Source organism: Variovorax sp. ISS6, from assembly GCF_056523145.1.
Genome location: NZ_JAWRZC010000001.1, coordinates 6577481 through 6592855 on the forward strand (window position 1 = coordinate 6577481; position 15375 = coordinate 6592855).

Annotated in this window: 14 protein-coding genes and 1 tRNA gene; 10 read left to right on the forward strand and 5 right to left on the reverse strand. The window is 67.3% G+C overall.

Annotated features, from left to right (window positions below; translation table 11 throughout):
- Positions 1-28: 28 nt before the first annotated feature.
- The 3 genes from cgtA to rplU form a co-directional block, all read right to left on the reverse strand.
- Positions 29-1105: an Obg family GTPase CgtA gene (gene cgtA / locus AC1HIL_RS30355; protein WP_057592095.1), complete on the reverse strand. Its 1077-nt coding sequence runs from the start codon at positions 1103-1105 to the stop codon at positions 29-31.
- Between the two features lie 71 nt (positions 1106-1176).
- Positions 1177-1437 (reverse strand): 50S ribosomal protein L27, encoded by a 261-nt coding sequence (gene rpmA, locus AC1HIL_RS30360; RefSeq protein ID WP_057592096.1) that lies wholly within the window; start codon positions 1435-1437, stop codon positions 1177-1179.
- Between the two features lie 12 nt (positions 1438-1449).
- The gene (gene rplU, locus AC1HIL_RS30365; protein WP_057592097.1) at positions 1450-1761 is read right to left on the reverse strand and encodes a 50S ribosomal protein L21; all 312 of its coding nucleotides are present in this window, start codon (positions 1759-1761) and stop codon (positions 1450-1452) included.
- 184 nt (positions 1762-1945) lie between these two features.
- Here rplU and AC1HIL_RS30370 point away from each other — a divergent pair, with 184 nt between their 5' ends.
- The 10 genes from AC1HIL_RS30370 (at position 1946) to AC1HIL_RS30415 (ending at position 11361) form a co-directional block, all read left to right on the forward strand.
- Positions 1946-2938: a polyprenyl synthetase family protein gene (locus AC1HIL_RS30370; RefSeq protein WP_057592098.1), complete on the forward strand. Its 993-nt coding sequence runs from the start codon at positions 1946-1948 to the stop codon at positions 2936-2938.
- A 44-nt stretch (positions 2939-2982) separates the two neighbouring features.
- Positions 2983-3059: transfer RNA gene (locus AC1HIL_RS30375), tRNA-Pro, on the forward strand.
- A 121-nt stretch (positions 3060-3180) separates the two neighbouring features.
- Complete coding sequence (gene pilB, locus AC1HIL_RS30380; protein ID WP_057592120.1) at positions 3181-4914, forward strand: type IV-A pilus assembly ATPase PilB; 1734 nt, start codon at positions 3181-3183, stop codon at positions 4912-4914.
- A 30-nt stretch (positions 4915-4944) separates the two neighbouring features.
- A complete protein-coding gene (locus tag AC1HIL_RS30385; RefSeq protein ID WP_057592099.1) occupies positions 4945-6180 on the forward strand; it encodes a type II secretion system F family protein in 1236 nt (411 codons plus the stop codon).
- Positions 6180-7145: a prepilin peptidase gene (locus AC1HIL_RS30390; protein WP_057592100.1), complete on the forward strand. Its 966-nt coding sequence runs from the start codon at positions 6180-6182 to the stop codon at positions 7143-7145. Before AC1HIL_RS30385 ends, AC1HIL_RS30390 begins: the two co-directional genes overlap by 1 nt.
- A 16-nt stretch (positions 7146-7161) precedes the next feature.
- Positions 7162-7770: a dephospho-CoA kinase gene (gene coaE / locus AC1HIL_RS30395; protein WP_172705374.1), complete on the forward strand. Its 609-nt coding sequence runs from the start codon at positions 7162-7164 to the stop codon at positions 7768-7770.
- Between the two features lie 74 nt (positions 7771-7844).
- Positions 7845-9335, forward strand: coding sequence for an MBOAT family O-acyltransferase (locus AC1HIL_RS30400; protein WP_057592102.1), 1491 nt, complete (start codon positions 7845-7847; stop codon positions 9333-9335).
- Between the two features lies 1 nt (position 9336).
- The gene (locus AC1HIL_RS30405; RefSeq protein ID WP_479670724.1) at positions 9337-10350 is read left to right on the forward strand and encodes a hypothetical protein; all 1014 of its coding nucleotides are present in this window, start codon (positions 9337-9339) and stop codon (positions 10348-10350) included.
- Between the two features lie 34 nt (positions 10351-10384).
- A complete protein-coding gene (gene zapD, locus AC1HIL_RS30410) occupies positions 10385-11140 on the forward strand; it encodes a cell division protein ZapD (protein WP_057592104.1) in 756 nt (251 codons plus the stop codon).
- Positions 11137-11361: a DNA gyrase inhibitor YacG gene (locus AC1HIL_RS30415; protein WP_057592105.1), complete on the forward strand. Its 225-nt coding sequence runs from the start codon at positions 11137-11139 to the stop codon at positions 11359-11361. The genes zapD and AC1HIL_RS30415 overlap by 4 nt, the downstream gene beginning before the upstream one ends.
- 28 nt (positions 11362-11389) lie before the next feature.
- On the opposite strand, the gene AC1HIL_RS30420 is transcribed toward AC1HIL_RS30415, so the two are convergent.
- The gene (locus tag AC1HIL_RS30420; RefSeq protein WP_479670725.1) at positions 11390-13357 is read right to left on the reverse strand and encodes an acyltransferase family protein; all 1968 of its coding nucleotides are present in this window, start codon (positions 13355-13357) and stop codon (positions 11390-11392) included.
- A 23-nt stretch (positions 13358-13380) separates the two neighbouring features.
- Entirely contained in the window at positions 13381-15345 is a 1965-nt protein-coding gene (locus tag AC1HIL_RS30425; protein ID WP_479670726.1) for an acyltransferase family protein, read from the reverse strand.
- Positions 15346-15375: the final 30 nt, after the last annotated feature.

Below are 15375 nucleotides of genomic sequence, written 5' to 3' on the forward strand. Positions count from 1 at the left end.
GCAATGCAGAAGCCGGGCCGAGGCCCGCTCAAGGCTTTTCGGGCGGCAGCTCGACGAAGCGCGGATCGATCTCGGCCGGCGGCTGCTCGGCCACCTGCTGCGCCTTCACCTGCTGGTAGATCGCATGCACGAGCGGCTCGCAACCCTCGCGGGTCAGCGCGGAGATCTCGAACACCGGGCCCTTGAAGCGCAGGCGCTTGACGAAGTCCTTCACGCGCGCGGCGCGCTCGTCCTCGGGGATCATGTCCAGCTTGTTGAGTACCAGCCAGCGCGGCTTCTCGTAGAGCTGCGCGTCGTACTTCTTGAGTTCACCGACGATCGCCTTGGCCTGCGCGACCGGGTCGATGCCCTCGTCGAAGGGCGCGAGGTCGACCACGTGCAGCAGCAGCCGGGTGCGCTGCAGGTGGCGCAGGAACAGGTGGCCGAGGCCGGCGCCCTCGGAGGCGCCTTCGATCAGACCGGGCAGGTCGGCCACCACGAAGCTCTGCTCGGGGCCGACGCGCACGACGCCGAGGTTGGGATGCAGCGTGGTGAACGGGTAGTCGGCGATGCGCGGACGCGCGTTCGAGATCGCGCTGATCAAGGTCGACTTGCCGGCGTTCGGCATGCCCAGCAGGCCCACGTCGGCCAGCACCTTGAGCTCGAGCTTGAGGCTCTTGCGCTCGCCGGGCCAGCCGGGCGTCTTCTGCCGGGGCGCGCGATTGATGGCGCTCTTGAAGCGCAGGTTGCCGAAGCCGCCGTCGCCCCCCTTGGCGATGGTGATGACCTCGCCCGGCGTCAGCAGCTCGTAGAGCACCTCGCCGGTCTCGGCGTCGCTGATGATCGTGCCGACCGGCATCTTCAGCGTGATGTCGTCGCCCGCGGCGCCGAACATGTCGGAGCCCATGCCGTGCTCGCCGCGCCTGGCTTCGTGCCGGCGCGAGTAGCGGAAATCCACCAGCGTGTTGAGGTTCGAGTCGGCCACGGCGAACACATGGCCGCCGCGCCCGCCATCGCCACCGTTGGGGCCGCCGAATTCCTTGTACTTCTCATGGCGGAACGACACGCAGCCGTTGCCGCCATCGCCGGCGGCGATGTCGATGAAGGCTTCGTCGACGAACTTCATGGGATGTCCAGTTTACAAATGAAGAAGCCCCGGCAAAGCGGGGCTCCGAGACAGTCGAAGTGGCTGGAGGCTCAGGCCGCCGGCGTCACATTGACCATGTGCTTGTTGAGCGCACCCTTGAAGCCGAACGACACGTGGCCGTCGACGAGGGCGAACAGCGTGTGGTCCTTGCCCACGCCGACGTTCACGCCGGGGTGGAACTGGGTACCGCGCTGGCGCACGATGATCGAGCCGGCGCTGATCAGTTGGCCGCCGAAGGCCTTCACGCCGAGCATCTTGGGCTTGGAATCGCGCCCGTTTCGCGTGGAGCCGCCGCCTTTTTTCTGTGCCATGGAGTCTGCTCCTTAACCGGCGATCGCGCCGATTTGCAGCTCGGTGAACTGCTGGCGATGGCCTTGACGTTTCTGATAGTGCTTGCGACGGCGCATCTTGAAGATGCGAACCTTGTCGTGCTTGCCGTGCGACAGTACCGTGACCGTCACCGTTGCACCGGACACCAGGGGCGTGCCAACCTTGATTTCAGCGCCGTTTCCGACGGCCAGAACCTGGTCGATCACGATTTCCTGGCCAACGTCCGCAGCAATCTGTTCTACTTTGATTTTCTCGCCGGAAGCAACGCGATACTGCTTGCCACCGGTTTTTATGACCGCGTACATGTGAACCTCTTGAGGATGGAGTCTCCGCGGCGAATTCCGCAGAGCCCAAGACTATAGCACGGTTTGCGTACGCTCACATGCCCAAGCAGTCGGTCCAGGCCGGCCGCCTCCTCCCGCTCCCTATAATCGGCGCCTTCCGGCGTCCGCGCCATCCCTGTATTCAGCAGCGCCCAGCGCCCACGCTTTGTCAGTTCCCGCCGCCGACACATCCCCCACCGCCGCAGTCCTCGGCCTGATCGCCGGTGACATGGTCGAAGTCGACCGCGTGATCTCCAACCGCCTCGACACCGGGGTACCGTTGGTCAGCCAAGTCTCGAAGTACATCATCTCCGCCGGCGGCAAGCGCCTGCGGCCGGCCCTGCTGCTGCTGATGGCCGGCGCGCTCGGCTACACCGGCGAGCAGCGCTTCAATCTCGCGGCCGTGGTGGAGTTCATCCACACCGCCACGCTGCTGCACGACGACGTGGTCGACGAATCCACGCTGCGCCGCGGCCGCCCGACCGCCAACGAATCCTTCGGCAATCCCGCCAGCGTGCTGGTCGGCGACTTCCTTTATTCGCGCGCCTTCCAGATGATGTTGGATGCCAACAACATGCGCGTGATGCAGATCCTGGCCGAGGCGACCAACGTGATCGCCGAAGGCGAGGTGCTGCAGCTGATGAACATGCACGACGCCTCGCTCGACGAGTCGGCCTACCTGCGCGTCATCCGCTCCAAGACCGCCAAGCTGTTCGAGGCCAGCACACGCCTGGCCGCCGTGCTGGCGGGCGTGACGCCCGAGGTCGAGGAAGCCTGCGCCACCTACGGGCAGGCGCTGGGCACGGCCTTCCAGGTGATCGACGACGTGCTCGACTACGCGGGCGATGCCAGCGAGACCGGCAAGAATCTCGGCGACGACCTGCGCGAAGGCAAGACCACGCTACCGCTGATCTTCGCGATGCAGCGCGGCAGCGCGGCGCAGAGCGCGCTGGTGCGTGCCGCCATCGAGGCGGGTGACACCGCCCAGCTGGGCAAGATCGTCGAGATCGTGCGCGAAACGGGCGCCCTCGATGCGTCGCGCGCGGCGGCTGCGGCGGAGGCTCAGCGTGCTATTTCTGCACTCGACGGCTTCGCGGCCAATTCGCACGCTTCAGGTTTGCTACAATTAGCGGCTCAGCTGCTTGAGCGGCGTGCCTGACACCTCTTACGAGTTGGCCAAGGACGACTGACTTTTCGCACCATCGGGGTGTAGCTTAGCCTGGTAGAGCGCTACGTTCGGGACGTAGAGGCCGGAGGTTCGAATCCTCTCACCCCGACCAGTCTTTTCGAGACTGGCATAAACCTTCAGAATGCCATTTTCTGTTGCTGTACGGCGATTTACAGCACCGGAGTGTTCAGCGATGATCGTGAAGCAATTTCTCACATCTCTTGCATTCGCTGATGGCTGCAGCCGAACTTCCCGTTAAAGAAAACCCGCAAGTCGCCTTGCCAGGGCTTGCACGCGCGCTGGTTTCGGCCGGCAAGCTGCCCGCGAAGACCGCGGAAGATCTCTATCAGAAGTCGCTGAGCAGCCGCTCCAGCTTCATCGCCGAGCTCACGGGCACCGGCGCCGTCTCGGCCGCCGACCTCGCCCACACGCTCTCGAATGCGTTCGGCGCCCCGCTGCTCGACCTCGACGCCATCGACCACCAGCGCCTGCCGAAGGACCTGCTCGATCCCAAGCTCTGCCAGGCCTACCGCATCGTCGTCCTCAGCAAACGCAACAACCGCCTGATCGTCGCCACGGCCGACCCGTCCGACCAGCAGGCGGCCGAGAAGATCAAGTTCGCCTCCCAGATGGGCGTGGACTGGGTCATCGCCGAGTACGACAAGCTCTCGCGCATGGTCGAGGCCGCCGCCGCGAGCGCGGCCGAAACCATCAACAGCATCGTCGGCACCGAGTTCGAGTTCGACGACGTCACGGCCGACACCGCCGGCGACGCCAACGAACAGGCGATCGCCGAGGTCGAGGACGCGCCGGTCGTGCGCTTCCTGCACAAGATGCTGCTCGACGCGGTCAGCATGCGCGCCTCGGACATCCACTTCGAGCCCTACGAGCACCACTACCGCGTGCGCTTCCGGGTCGACGGCGAACTGCGCGAGGTCGCGAGCCCGCCCACCGTGATCAAGGACAAGCTGGCGTCGCGCATCAAGGTCATCTCGCGGCTCGACATCTCCGAGAAGCGCGTGCCCCAGGACGGGCGCATGAAGCTCAAGATCGGCCCCGACCGCGTGATCGACTTCCGCGTGAGCACGCTGCCCACGCTGTTCGGCGAGAAGATCGTGGTCCGGATTCTCGACCCCAGCAGCGCGCGCATGGGCATCGATGCGCTGGGCTACGACGCCGACGAGAAGGAACGCCTGCTGCACGCGATCAGCCGACCCTATGGCATGGTGCTCGTGACCGGGCCGACCGGCTCGGGCAAGACGGTGTCGCTCTACACCTGCCTGAACCTGCTGAACCAGCCGGGCGTGAACATCGCGACCGCCGAAGACCCGTCGGAAATCAACCTGCCGGGCGTCAACCAGGTCAACGTGAACGAGAAGGCCGGCCTGACCTTCGCGGCCGCGCTGCGGGCCTTCCTGCGGCAGGACCCGGACATCATCATGGTCGGCGAAATCCGCGACCTCGAAACCGCCGACATCTCGATCAAGGCCGCGCAGACCGGCCACCTGGTGCTGTCGACGCTGCACACCAACGACGCGCCCACCACGCTCACGCGGATGCGCAACATGGGCATCGCGCCCTTCAACATCGCATCGAGCGTGATCCTGATCACCGCCCAGCGGCTCGCGCGGCGGCTGTGCATGACCTGCCGCACGCCCGCGGACATCCCGCGCGAGGCGCTGATCGAGGCCGGTTTCCAGGAGCACGAGGTCGACGGCAGCTGGAAGCCCTACCGGCCCGTGGGCTGCGCGGCCTGCACCGGCGGCTACAAGGGCCGGGTCGGCATCTACCAGGTGATGCCGATCTCCGAGGCGATCCAGGAGATCATCCTGCGCGACGGCAGCGCGCTCGACATCGCGCAGCAGTCGGAAGCCGAAGGCGTGCGCTCGCTGCGCAAGTCGGGCTTGCGCAAGGTGATGCAGGGCCTGACCTCGCTCGAGGAAGTGGTGGCGGTCACCAACCTATAACGAACACATCGGAAGCGGAGATCGAACCGAATGGCCACAGCAGCATCGACGACAAACCGGCAACGGCGCGACGTCAAGGAATTCGTCTTCGAGTGGGAAGGCAAGGATCGCAACGGCAAGCTGGTACGCGGCGAACTGCGTGCCGGCGGCGAAAACCAGGTGCAGGCCGCGCTGCGGCGCCAGGGCGTGCTCGCGACCAAGATCAAGAAGCGCCGCACGCGCTCGGGCAAGACGATCAAGCCCAAGGACATCGCGATCTTCACGCGCCAGCTCGCCACCATGATGAAGGCCGGCGTCCCGCTGCTGCAGTCCTTCGACATCGTGGGCCGCGGCAACGCCAATCCCAGCGTCGCCAAGCTGCTCAACGACATCCGCAGCGACGTCGAGACCGGTACCTCGCTGTCGTCGGCGTTCCGCAAGTTCCCGAAGTACTTCGACAACCTCTACTGCAACCTGGTCGAGGCCGGCGAAGCAGCCGGTATCCTCGAGGAACTGCTCGACCGCCTCGCCACCTACATGGAGAAGACCGAGGCGATCAAGTCGAAGATCAAGTCGGCGCTGATGTATCCGACCTCGGTGGTCGTGGTGGCCTTCGTGGTGGTGGCGATCATCATGATCTTCGTGATCCCGGCCTTCAAGCAGGTGTTCAGCTCCTTCGGCGCCGACCTGCCCGCGCCCACGCTCTTCGTGATGGCCGTCAGCGAGTTCTTCGTGGCCTACTGGTGGCTGATCTTCGGCGTGATCGGCGGCGGCCTCTACTTCTTCTTCCAGGCCTGGAAGCGCAACGAGCGCGTGCAGCGGGTCATGGACCGCCTGCTGCTGCGGGTGCCGATCTTCGGCGCGCTGATCGAGAAGTCCTGCGTCGCGCGCTGGACGCGCACCCTGGCCACCATGTTCGCCGCGGGCGTGCCGCTGGTCGAAGCCCTCGACTCCGTCGGCGGCGCCTCGGGCAACACCGTGTACGGCGACGCCACGGCCAAGATCCAGCAGGAGGTATCGACCGGCACCAGCCTCACGAATGCGATGACCAACGTCAACCTGTTTCCCTCGATGGTGATCCAGATGACCGCCATCGGCGAGGAATCGGGCTCCATCGACCACATGCTCGGCAAGGCCGCGGACTTCTACGAGTCCGAGGTCGACGACATGGTCGCCGGCCTGTCGAGCCTGATGGAGCCGATCATCATCGTCTTCCTCGGCGTGATCATCGGCGGCATCGTGGTCTCGATGTACCTGCCCATCTTCAAGCTCGGCCAGGTCGTCTGATGCCGGTGTCGCAGGGATTCGACGCCGCGCTGGCCGGCGTCCTCGGTCTGCTGATCGGCAGCTTTCTCAACGTGGTGATCTACCGTACGCCGGTGATGATGTACCGCGACTGGCTCAACGACGCGGTCGCGAACCTCATGAGCTCGAAGGACATGCCCTCGCTCTGGTCGCTGGTCTTCGGCCCGAAGGCGCAGCCGCCGGCCGGCCTCGAGGCCGCGGCCGACAAGGCCGCGATCGAGCTCGAGAAGCTGCCGCGCTTCGACCTCACGCGCCCCCGCTCGCGCTGCGGCGGCTGCGGCCACGAGATCCGCTGGTACGAGAACATCCCGGTGCTGAGCTACCTCGCGCTGCGCGGCCGCTGCGGTGCCTGCAAGACGCGGATCAGCCCGCGCTATCCGCTGGTCGAGCTGGCCACCGCCGCGCTGTTCGCGCTGTGCGGCCATCGCTTCGGCCTCACGCCGACGGGCGCGCTGTGGGCGGCCTTCGCGGCGCTGCTGGTCTGCCAGTTCCTGATCGACTTCGACACCCAGTTCCTGCCCGACTCGATCAACTACCTGCTGCTGTGGCTCGGCCTGATCGGCGCGGCCGCGGGCTGGACCGGCACCTCGCTGCAGCTCTCGGTCTGGGGCGCGGTGTTCGGCTATCTGAGCCTCTGGCTGGTCTACCATGGCTACCGACTCGTCACGGGCAAGGAAGGCATGGGCTACGGCGACTTCAAGCTGCTGGCGGCGCTGGGCGCATGGCTCGGTGCCGACTACCTGATCGCGATCATCCTGGTGTCGTCGCTCGTGGGCGCCGTGCTGGGCCTGGGCATGCGCATCGCGGGCAAGCTGGCCCACAAGGACATCCCGATCGCCTTCGGCCCCTTCCTCGCGGGCGCGGGCCTGGTCTGCCTCGTGATCGGCCCCGGCGCCGTCAAGCAATGGGCGCCCTTCGCCTTCCCGCTCGGCCCCTGGCTGCACTGAAAGCCTCGCCCCTCCCATGATCCGGCGCATCGGCCTCACCGGCGGCATCGGCAGCGGCAAGAGCACCGTCGCGGGCCTGCTGGTGGCCGAGGGCGCGGTGCTGGTCGATACCGACGCCATCGCACGCCGCATCGCCGAGCCCGGCGGCATCGCGATGCCGGCCCTCGAGGCCCGCTTCGGCACCGCGGTGCTGCGGCCCGACGGCGGCCTCGACCGCGCCCGCATGCGCGAGATCGTGTTCCAGGATCCCGAGGCCAAGCGCGCGCTCGAAGGCATCCTCCACCCCCTGATCGGCACCGAGACCCGGCGCGAGGCCGCGGCCGCCGGCCCCGATGCCACCATCGTCTTCGACGTCCCGCTGCTGGTCGAATCGGGGCGCTGGCGCGCACTGGTCGAGCGCGTGCTGGTGGTCGATGCCACCGAGGAAACCCAGCTGCGGCGCGTCGTCGCGCGCTCGGGCTGGACACCCGAGGCGGTACGCTCGGTGATCGCGCAGCAGGCCCCGCGGGCGCTGCGCCGGGCCGCGGCCGACGCGGTCGTCTACAACGAAAGCCTGTCGCTGGAGGAACTCGCCGTGCAGGTGCGGGGTCTCTGGAAACGGTGGACGTCGGCCGGCACGCGATAATCCCCGGTTAGCCGCAGCGGCGGCTGCACCACGATTACGACAAAAAGGCGCTCGCTGCAGCGCCTCCTTTCGAGATGCTGTTCAACTCGTACCCCTTCATCTTTGTCTACTTCCCACTGGTGCTGCTCGGGTTCTTCCTGATCGGCAAACGCAACATCCGGGCCGCGGCCGGATTTCTTGCGCTGGCCTCGCTGTTCTTCTACGGCTGGTGGAGCGTGCAGGCGCTGCCGCTGCTGCTGGCCTCGATCTGCGTCAACTACTGGTTCGGCCTGCGCCTGACGCCGGCCCCGGGGCGCGACGACCGCCGGCGCAAGACCTTGCTGATCACGGCGCTCACGGTCAACCTGGTGGTGCTCGCGGTCTTCAAGTACGCCAACTTCTTCGTCTCGAACGTCAACGACGGCCTGAGCGCCGCGGGCCTCGCGCCGATCCCGCTGCTGCACATCGTGCTGCCGATCGGCATCTCGTTCTATACCTTCACGCAGATCGCCTTCCTGGTCGACTGCTGGCAGGGCAAGGTGCACGAGCGCAGCTTCATCCACTACGTGCTGTTCGTCACCTACTTCCCGCATCTGATCGCTGGCCCGGTGCTGCACCACGCGCAGATGATGCCGCAGTTCGCCAACCCGGCGACCTACCGCGCCGACCCCAACAAGATCGCGCTCGGCCTGGCCATCTTCACCTTCGGCCTGGCCAAGAAGCTCTTGATCGCCGACCCGATGGGCCAGTACGCCGACCTGGTCTTCAATGGCGTGCACAACGGCATCGAGCCCACGCTCTACACCGCTTGGTTCGGCGTGCTCGCCTACACGCTGCAGATCTACTTCGACTTCTCGGGCTACTCCGACATGGCGGTCGGCCTGTCGCTGTGCCTGGGCGTGCAGCTGCCGCTGAACTTCAACTCGCCCTACAAGTCGACCAACATCATCGAGTTCTGGCGCCGCTGGCACATCTCGCTGTCGACCTTCCTGCGCGACTACCTCTACATCCCGCTGGGCGGCAACCGCAAGGGCCCGAAGCGCCGCCACGTGAACCTGTTCCTCACGATGGTGCTCGGCGGCCTGTGGCACGGCGCGGCCTGGACCTTCGTGATCTGGGGCGCGCTGCACGGCATCTTCCTGATGATCAACCACGTCTGGACCACCACCTTCCGCAAGGGCCCGTCGGGCATCGCCGGCCGCGTCTTCGGCTGGTTCCTGACCTTCCTGTGCGTGATGATCGCCTGGGTGATGTTCCGCGCCGAGAGCCTGCACGCCGCCATGGACATCTACCGCGGCATGCTGGGCCTGCATGGCGCGCCCGGCACCGCATTCCGCGAATTCCTCGCGGTGCCCTACCGCAAGCCAGAGTTCTTCCAGACCATGCTCGTGGCGATGGTCATCTGCCTCGCGCTGCCGCCCACCATCACGCTGCAGCGCTGGGTTCCGCAGGCCGCGGCGTTGGCCGGCCGTCCCGCGCTCAGCAAGCTGTTCACGGCCGCGATGGCGGTCTTCACCGTGACGCTGCTCGGCATCTGCATCTCGAAGCTGGGCACCTACAGCCCCTTCCTCTATTTCCAGTTCTGACATGACGCCCGCAAAACTGTGGCTGCGGATCTTCGTGGCCGGATTCCTCGTCATCTCGTCGCTGCTGGTGCTCACGCTCGCGACGCCCATTCCCTACGGCGACCTGAGCCGCATCGGCCTGATGTCCGACCGCGAGTTCGGCTGGACCCAGGAGCCGCCCAAGGTCGCACCCGAATACCTGCATGCCGTGCCGCTCGACCAGGCCGACATCGTCGTGATCGGCGACAGCTTCTCGATGACGCACCGCTGGCAGTCGGTGCTGGTCAAGGCCGGCTACAAGGTCACCACGGCTTTCTGGGGGCAGTTCGACGAGCGCCTGTGCGGCGACTTCGACGCCTGGCTCGCGCGCGCCGGCTTCAAGGGCAAGCTCGTGATCGTCGAGAGCGTGGAGCGCATCCTGCAGGAGCGCATGCGCTACACGCGCAGCTGCGAGACGATGAAGCGGCCCTTCGCCGCGCGCACCGAGCCCTTCGCGGTGCCGCTCGAGCACGTGCCCGGCTTCGCGCTCAACTGGGGCGCCAAGCTGACCTCGGGCCTGGACACGCTCAAGTACACGCGCGCCGCCAAGGCGACCACGGCCGACACCGTCTCCACCGACCGCACCAAGGCGCGCACGGTGGTCAATGGTTGCGACATGTTCAGCCACCGCCTGTGCAACAAGGCCCTGTTCTTCGGCGAGGACGACGAGAACGGCGAGCTGCCGGCCGCGGACGTGGCCGCGATGCAGGCCTTCACGAAGTCGCAGACCGCGTTCCCGATGCTCTGGATGGTGATCCCCAACAAGACCACCACCTACATCGATCCCTCGCACTCGAAGGCCTTCGTCGAGGCCTTCAGGACCTCGGGCCTGGGCCCCGACCTGTTCGCCTTCGCGCAGGAAAAGAAGACCCAGATCCGCGACTTCTACTTCCCCAACGACACCCATCTGTCGATGCACGGCCAGCTCGCGCTTGGCGAGCTGATGCTCGGCGAGGTGCGCAAGATCGTGCCTCAGCCCCCGTCACGCACGCCATGAGGCTATCATCGCCTCGTCAGGAGACCGAGCCCGCGTGATCCTCTACGAGTACCCCTTCAACGAGCGCATCCGGACCTATCTGCGACTGGAGCACCTGTTTCGCCGCCTCGGCGAGCTGGTGCCTGCCGAGTCGCCCCTGTCCCACCACTTCGCGCTCGTCACCATCTTCGAGATCATGGACGTGGCCGCGCGTGCGGACCTCAAGGCCGACGTCATGCGCGACCTCGAGAAGCACAAGTCCGCCTTCAACGCCTACCGCGGCAATCCGAACATCTCGGAAGCCGCGCTCGACCAGGTGGTGGCGCAGCTCGAGCGCAACTTCAACACGCTCAACGGCATCGCGGGCAAGGCCGGCCAGTCGCTGACCGAGAACGAGTGGCTCATGAGCATCCGCAGCCGCGCGAGCATTCCGGGCGGCACCTGCGAATTCGACCTGCCCGCCTACTACGCCTGGCAGCACCGCAGCACCCAGAGCCGGCGCGCCGACCTCGAGCGCTGGTCGGGCACGCTGGCACCGCTGGCCGAATCGATCTACCTGCTGCTCAAGCTCTTGCGCGATGCCGACGTGCCCTACAAGGTCATCGCCACCAACGGGCAGTTCCAGCAGAACCTGCCGCAGGGCCGCAGCTTCCAGCTGCTGCGCCTGCGCATCGACCCCAAGCTCGGCCTGATCCCCGAGATCAGCGGCAACCGGCTCATGGTCTCGGTGCGGCTCATGCGCCACGAGAGCGACGACCGCCTCCACCAGAGCAGCGACGACACCCCGTTCGAACTCACCCTGTGCGCATGACCGGCGAAGAGCGCATCGAGGCCCGCAAGGGCGAACGCATCGTCCGCTGCCCGACCTGCGGCGGCGACAGCGTCTATTCGGAACGCAACCCCTACCGCCCCTTCTGCAGCGCGCGCTGCAAGGGCATCGACCTCGGTGCCTGGGCCAGCGAGGAGTTCAGGATGCCGGCCGAGGCCCCGCCCGACGACGAGCCCTTCGGCGATCCGAAGGCGCAGCAGTAGCACGCTCCACGGAAATCCGTGGGTTGCGCTACCTGCCGCCCGCGGGCGGCGCTTCCCCGAGAAAGATCCTGTCGACGTAGTCCGCGTGCGCTCGCGTGTACACGGGCCGCAGATGTTCGCCGTCCTTGTAGACCGGCTTGCCGTCGGCCGTCACGCGCAGGCACTGGCCGTCCTTGCACAGCGAGGCCATCGGTTCGACCACCTGCGCACCGCTGTCCAGCGCGATCTGCCGCAGCCGCGCATTGAGCTCGGCCTGCGCCGCGGGCACCGGGGCCGTCGGCGAATCGAGCACCACCGTCATCGTGCCGAGCCGGCTGCCCGCGATCATGCGCTGCGGCTGGAAGTCCATGCCGCTCGGGTTGTCGAGCAGCAGGTAGACCTTCTTGCCCTGCTTCACGAGTTCGGCCATGGTGTGGCCCAGCATCGAGAGCGCCGGCGCGATACCGGGCCCGCCGTTGTTCACCGGGTAGACCGCGCGGCCCTCGCGGTACTCGTAGGCCAGCGGGAAATCGCCGCTGAAGTAGCAGTTCCAGCAGCCGCCGAACACCACGGTGTCGATCTGCGGCGCGCGCGCGAGCTCCAGCATGCCGTCGCGCTGTTCGCCGCAGGCCGGGTTGCCCTCGGCGAACATGCCGGGAATCGGCGCGCAGGCGCCCCAGGTGTAGAAGTAGGCGGTCGCCATGCGCTCGGGTGCCAGGCGCTCGAGCGCCTTGGCGCGCGGCCCGTACTGCTGCATGTGGCTGTCGCCGATCAAGAGCACCTTGCGCTCGCCGCGGCCGACCCGGTAGACCAGGTGCGGGCCCACCTTCTCGGGCGTGAAGCCGTCGTAGTAGCCGTCGTCCACGGTCGCGTCGGTCACCTTCTGCAGCATCTCGCCGCCGTTGCGCGCCGGCAGGCCGGCCACCACCATCGCGCCGGCCAGCACGATCGCGCAGCCGATGCCGACCAGCCCGCGCAAGAGCGGCGCGCCCGCGCGGGTGCGCGTGAAGCGTTCGAGAAAGCGGTAGGTCAGCCAGGCCAGCAGCACCGCCGCGACCACCGCGCCGGTGCGCACGCCCGCCGAGGGCTCCCAGCCGCCATTGAGGATGCGCGGGTACACCAGCAGCGGCCAATGCCACAGGTACAACGGATAGCTGATCAGCCCGATGCCCACCATCAGCGGATTCGACAGCAGGTAGCGGTTCAACACCCCCTGCGGCCCCGCCGCGATGCAGCTCGCCGCACCCAGCACCGGCAGCAGCGCCCACCAGCCCGGAAACGCCTTGTCCGCGCGGATCGTCGTCAGCGCCAGCACGATCAGCCCCACCCCCAGCACCGACTGCACATGGCTGCGCCACGCGGGCTTCGTCACCCCGGCATCCCTCAACCGCATGCACGCCAGGATCCCGCCCGCCATCAGCTCCCAGAAGCGCGACAGCGGCGAATAGAACGCCGCCGTGCGAAACGGATGGATCGTCAGCACGTTGATCAGGAACGACACCACCGCCAGCGCCCACAGCACGCGCAGCATCGGCCAGCGCCGGCGCCACGCCAGCGCCAGGAGCGGCGGCCAGAAGATGTAGAACTGCTCCTCGATCCCCAGCGACCACAGGTGCAGCAGCGGCTTGGTCTCCGCCGCCGTGTCGAAGTACCCCGCCTCGCCCCAGAACACGAAGTTAGCGATGAAGGCCGCCCCGCCCGCGGCCTGCTTGCCCAGCTCCACGAACTCGCGGTTCAGCAGCACGTACCAGCCGAAGGCCAGGGTCGCCGCCAGCACCAGCATCAGCGCCGGGAAGATGCGCCGCACGCGCCGTGCGTAGAAGTCGCGGTAGCTGAAGTCGCCCGCGGCCTGGCTTTGGAGAATGATGGTCGTGATCAGGAAGCCCGAGATCACGAAGAAGAGGTCCACCCCCACGAAACCGCCGGGCAGCGCCTTCGGAAAGGCGTGGTACACCACCACCGAGGCCACGGCCACGGCGCGCAGGCCATCGATGTCGGGGCGGTACTTGGGATGCATCGCTGCGCCTTTCGGCAGTCCTTTCAATTGCCCGCGCGCGGCGGCGCGGGTGCGAGAAACGCCGTGTCGACGTAGCTCGCGTGGTCACGGATGTAGGCCGGACGCAGATGGTTGTTGTCGAGATAGGCCGGTCCGCCGTCGGGCATGGTGCGCAGGCACCGGCCCTCGCGGCACAAGCGACCGGCCGCGTCGATCGGCTCGGCACCGCTCGCCGCCGCGATCGCCAGCAGCCGCTCGTTCAGCCGGGCCTGCCCGGGTGGCTGTACCGCCGTGCCGGCCATCGCCAGCACGCTCAGCGTGCCCAGGCGGCTGCCCGAGATCATGCGGCCCGGCTCGAAATCGCTGCCCATCGGGTTGTCCAGCAGCAGGTAGACCTTCTTGTGGCGCGCGAGTTCGCCCAGCAGCTTCTGCAACGATGCCAGCGCCGGCTCGATGCCGGGCCCGCCGTCGTTGATCGCCAGCGCCGAAGTGCCGTCCTCGAACACGTAGGGCATGTAGAAGTTGCCGGTGAAGTAGCAGTTCCAGCAGGCACCGACCACCACGGCGTCGATCTTCGGATCGAAGGCCGCCTCGAGCATCTGCGCACGCCGCGGCGCGCAGCCCGGATTGATCGGCACCATCATGCCCGGCACCGGCGCGCAGGCCGGGTATTCGAAGAAGTAGGTGGTGGACATGGTCTCGGGCGAACGCTGTGCCAGTGCGCGCGCGCGCGGCGCGTACTGCGAGATGTGGCTGTCGCCGATCACGAGCACCTTGCGCGCGCCCTCGCCCGCGCGGCGCACGAAGTTGCCGTCGAGCGTCTCGGAGGCGAGCCCCGCGTAGTACTCGCCATCCGAGGAGGCATTGCTCAGCGTCTGCAGCATCGGGTCGTCGTGCCGCGGCGCGGGCAGGCCCAGTTGCACCGCGACCGCCACGGCGATCACCGCGGCGGCGCTGCCGCCCAGCACGCGCAGCGTAGCGGGTCCCGTGCGCACCCGGACCGCGCGTTCCACCGTGCGGTAGGTGAGCCAGGCCAGCACCACGCTGGCGGCGACCATCGCGGCGCTCAGGGCCGCCGACGGCGCCGCGCCCTGCACGATGCGCGCATAGGACAACAGCGGCCAATGCCACAGGTACAGCGGATAGCTGATCAGCCCGATGCCCACCATCAACGGGTTCGACAGCAGGTACCGATTGAGCACCCCCTGCGGCCCCGCCGCGATGCAGCTCGCCGCACCCAGCACCGGCAGCAGCGCCCACCAGCCCGGAAACGCCTTGTCCGCGCGGATCGTCGTCAGCGCCAGCACGATCAGCCCCACCCCCAGCACCGACTGCACATGGCTGCGCCACGCGGGCTTCGTCACCCCGGCATCCCTCAACCGCATGCACGCCAGGATCCCGCCCGCCATCAGCTCCCAGAAGCGCGACAGCGGCGAGTAGAACGCCGCCGTGCGAAACGGATGGATCGTCAGCACGTTGATCAGGAACGACACCACCGCCAGCGCCCACAGCACGCGCAGCATCGGCCAGCGCCGACGCCACGCCAGCGCCAGGAGCGGCGGCCAGAAGATGTAGAACTGCTCCTCGATCCCCAGCGACCACAGGTGCAGCAGCGGCTTGGTCTCCGCCGCCGTGTCGAAGTACCCCGCCTCGCCCCAGAACACGAAGTTAGCGATGAAGGCCGCCCCGCCCGCGGCCTGCTTGCCCAGCTCCACGAACTCGCGGTTCAGCAGCACGTACCAGCCGAAGGCCAGGGTCGCCGCCAGCACCAGCATCAGCGCCGGGAAGATGCGCCGCACGCGCCGTGCGTAGAAGTCGCGGTAGCTGAAGTCGCCCGCGGCCTGGCTTTGGAGAATGATGGTCGTGATCAGGAAGCCCGAGATCACGAAGAAGAGGTCCACCCCCACGAAACCGCCGGGCAGCGCCTTCGGAAAGGCGTGGTACACCACCACCGAGGCCACGGCCACGGCGCGCAGGCCATCGATGTCGGGGCGGTACTTGGGATGCATCCGTCTCTTGTTCGTTCTTCGCTCAGGCCC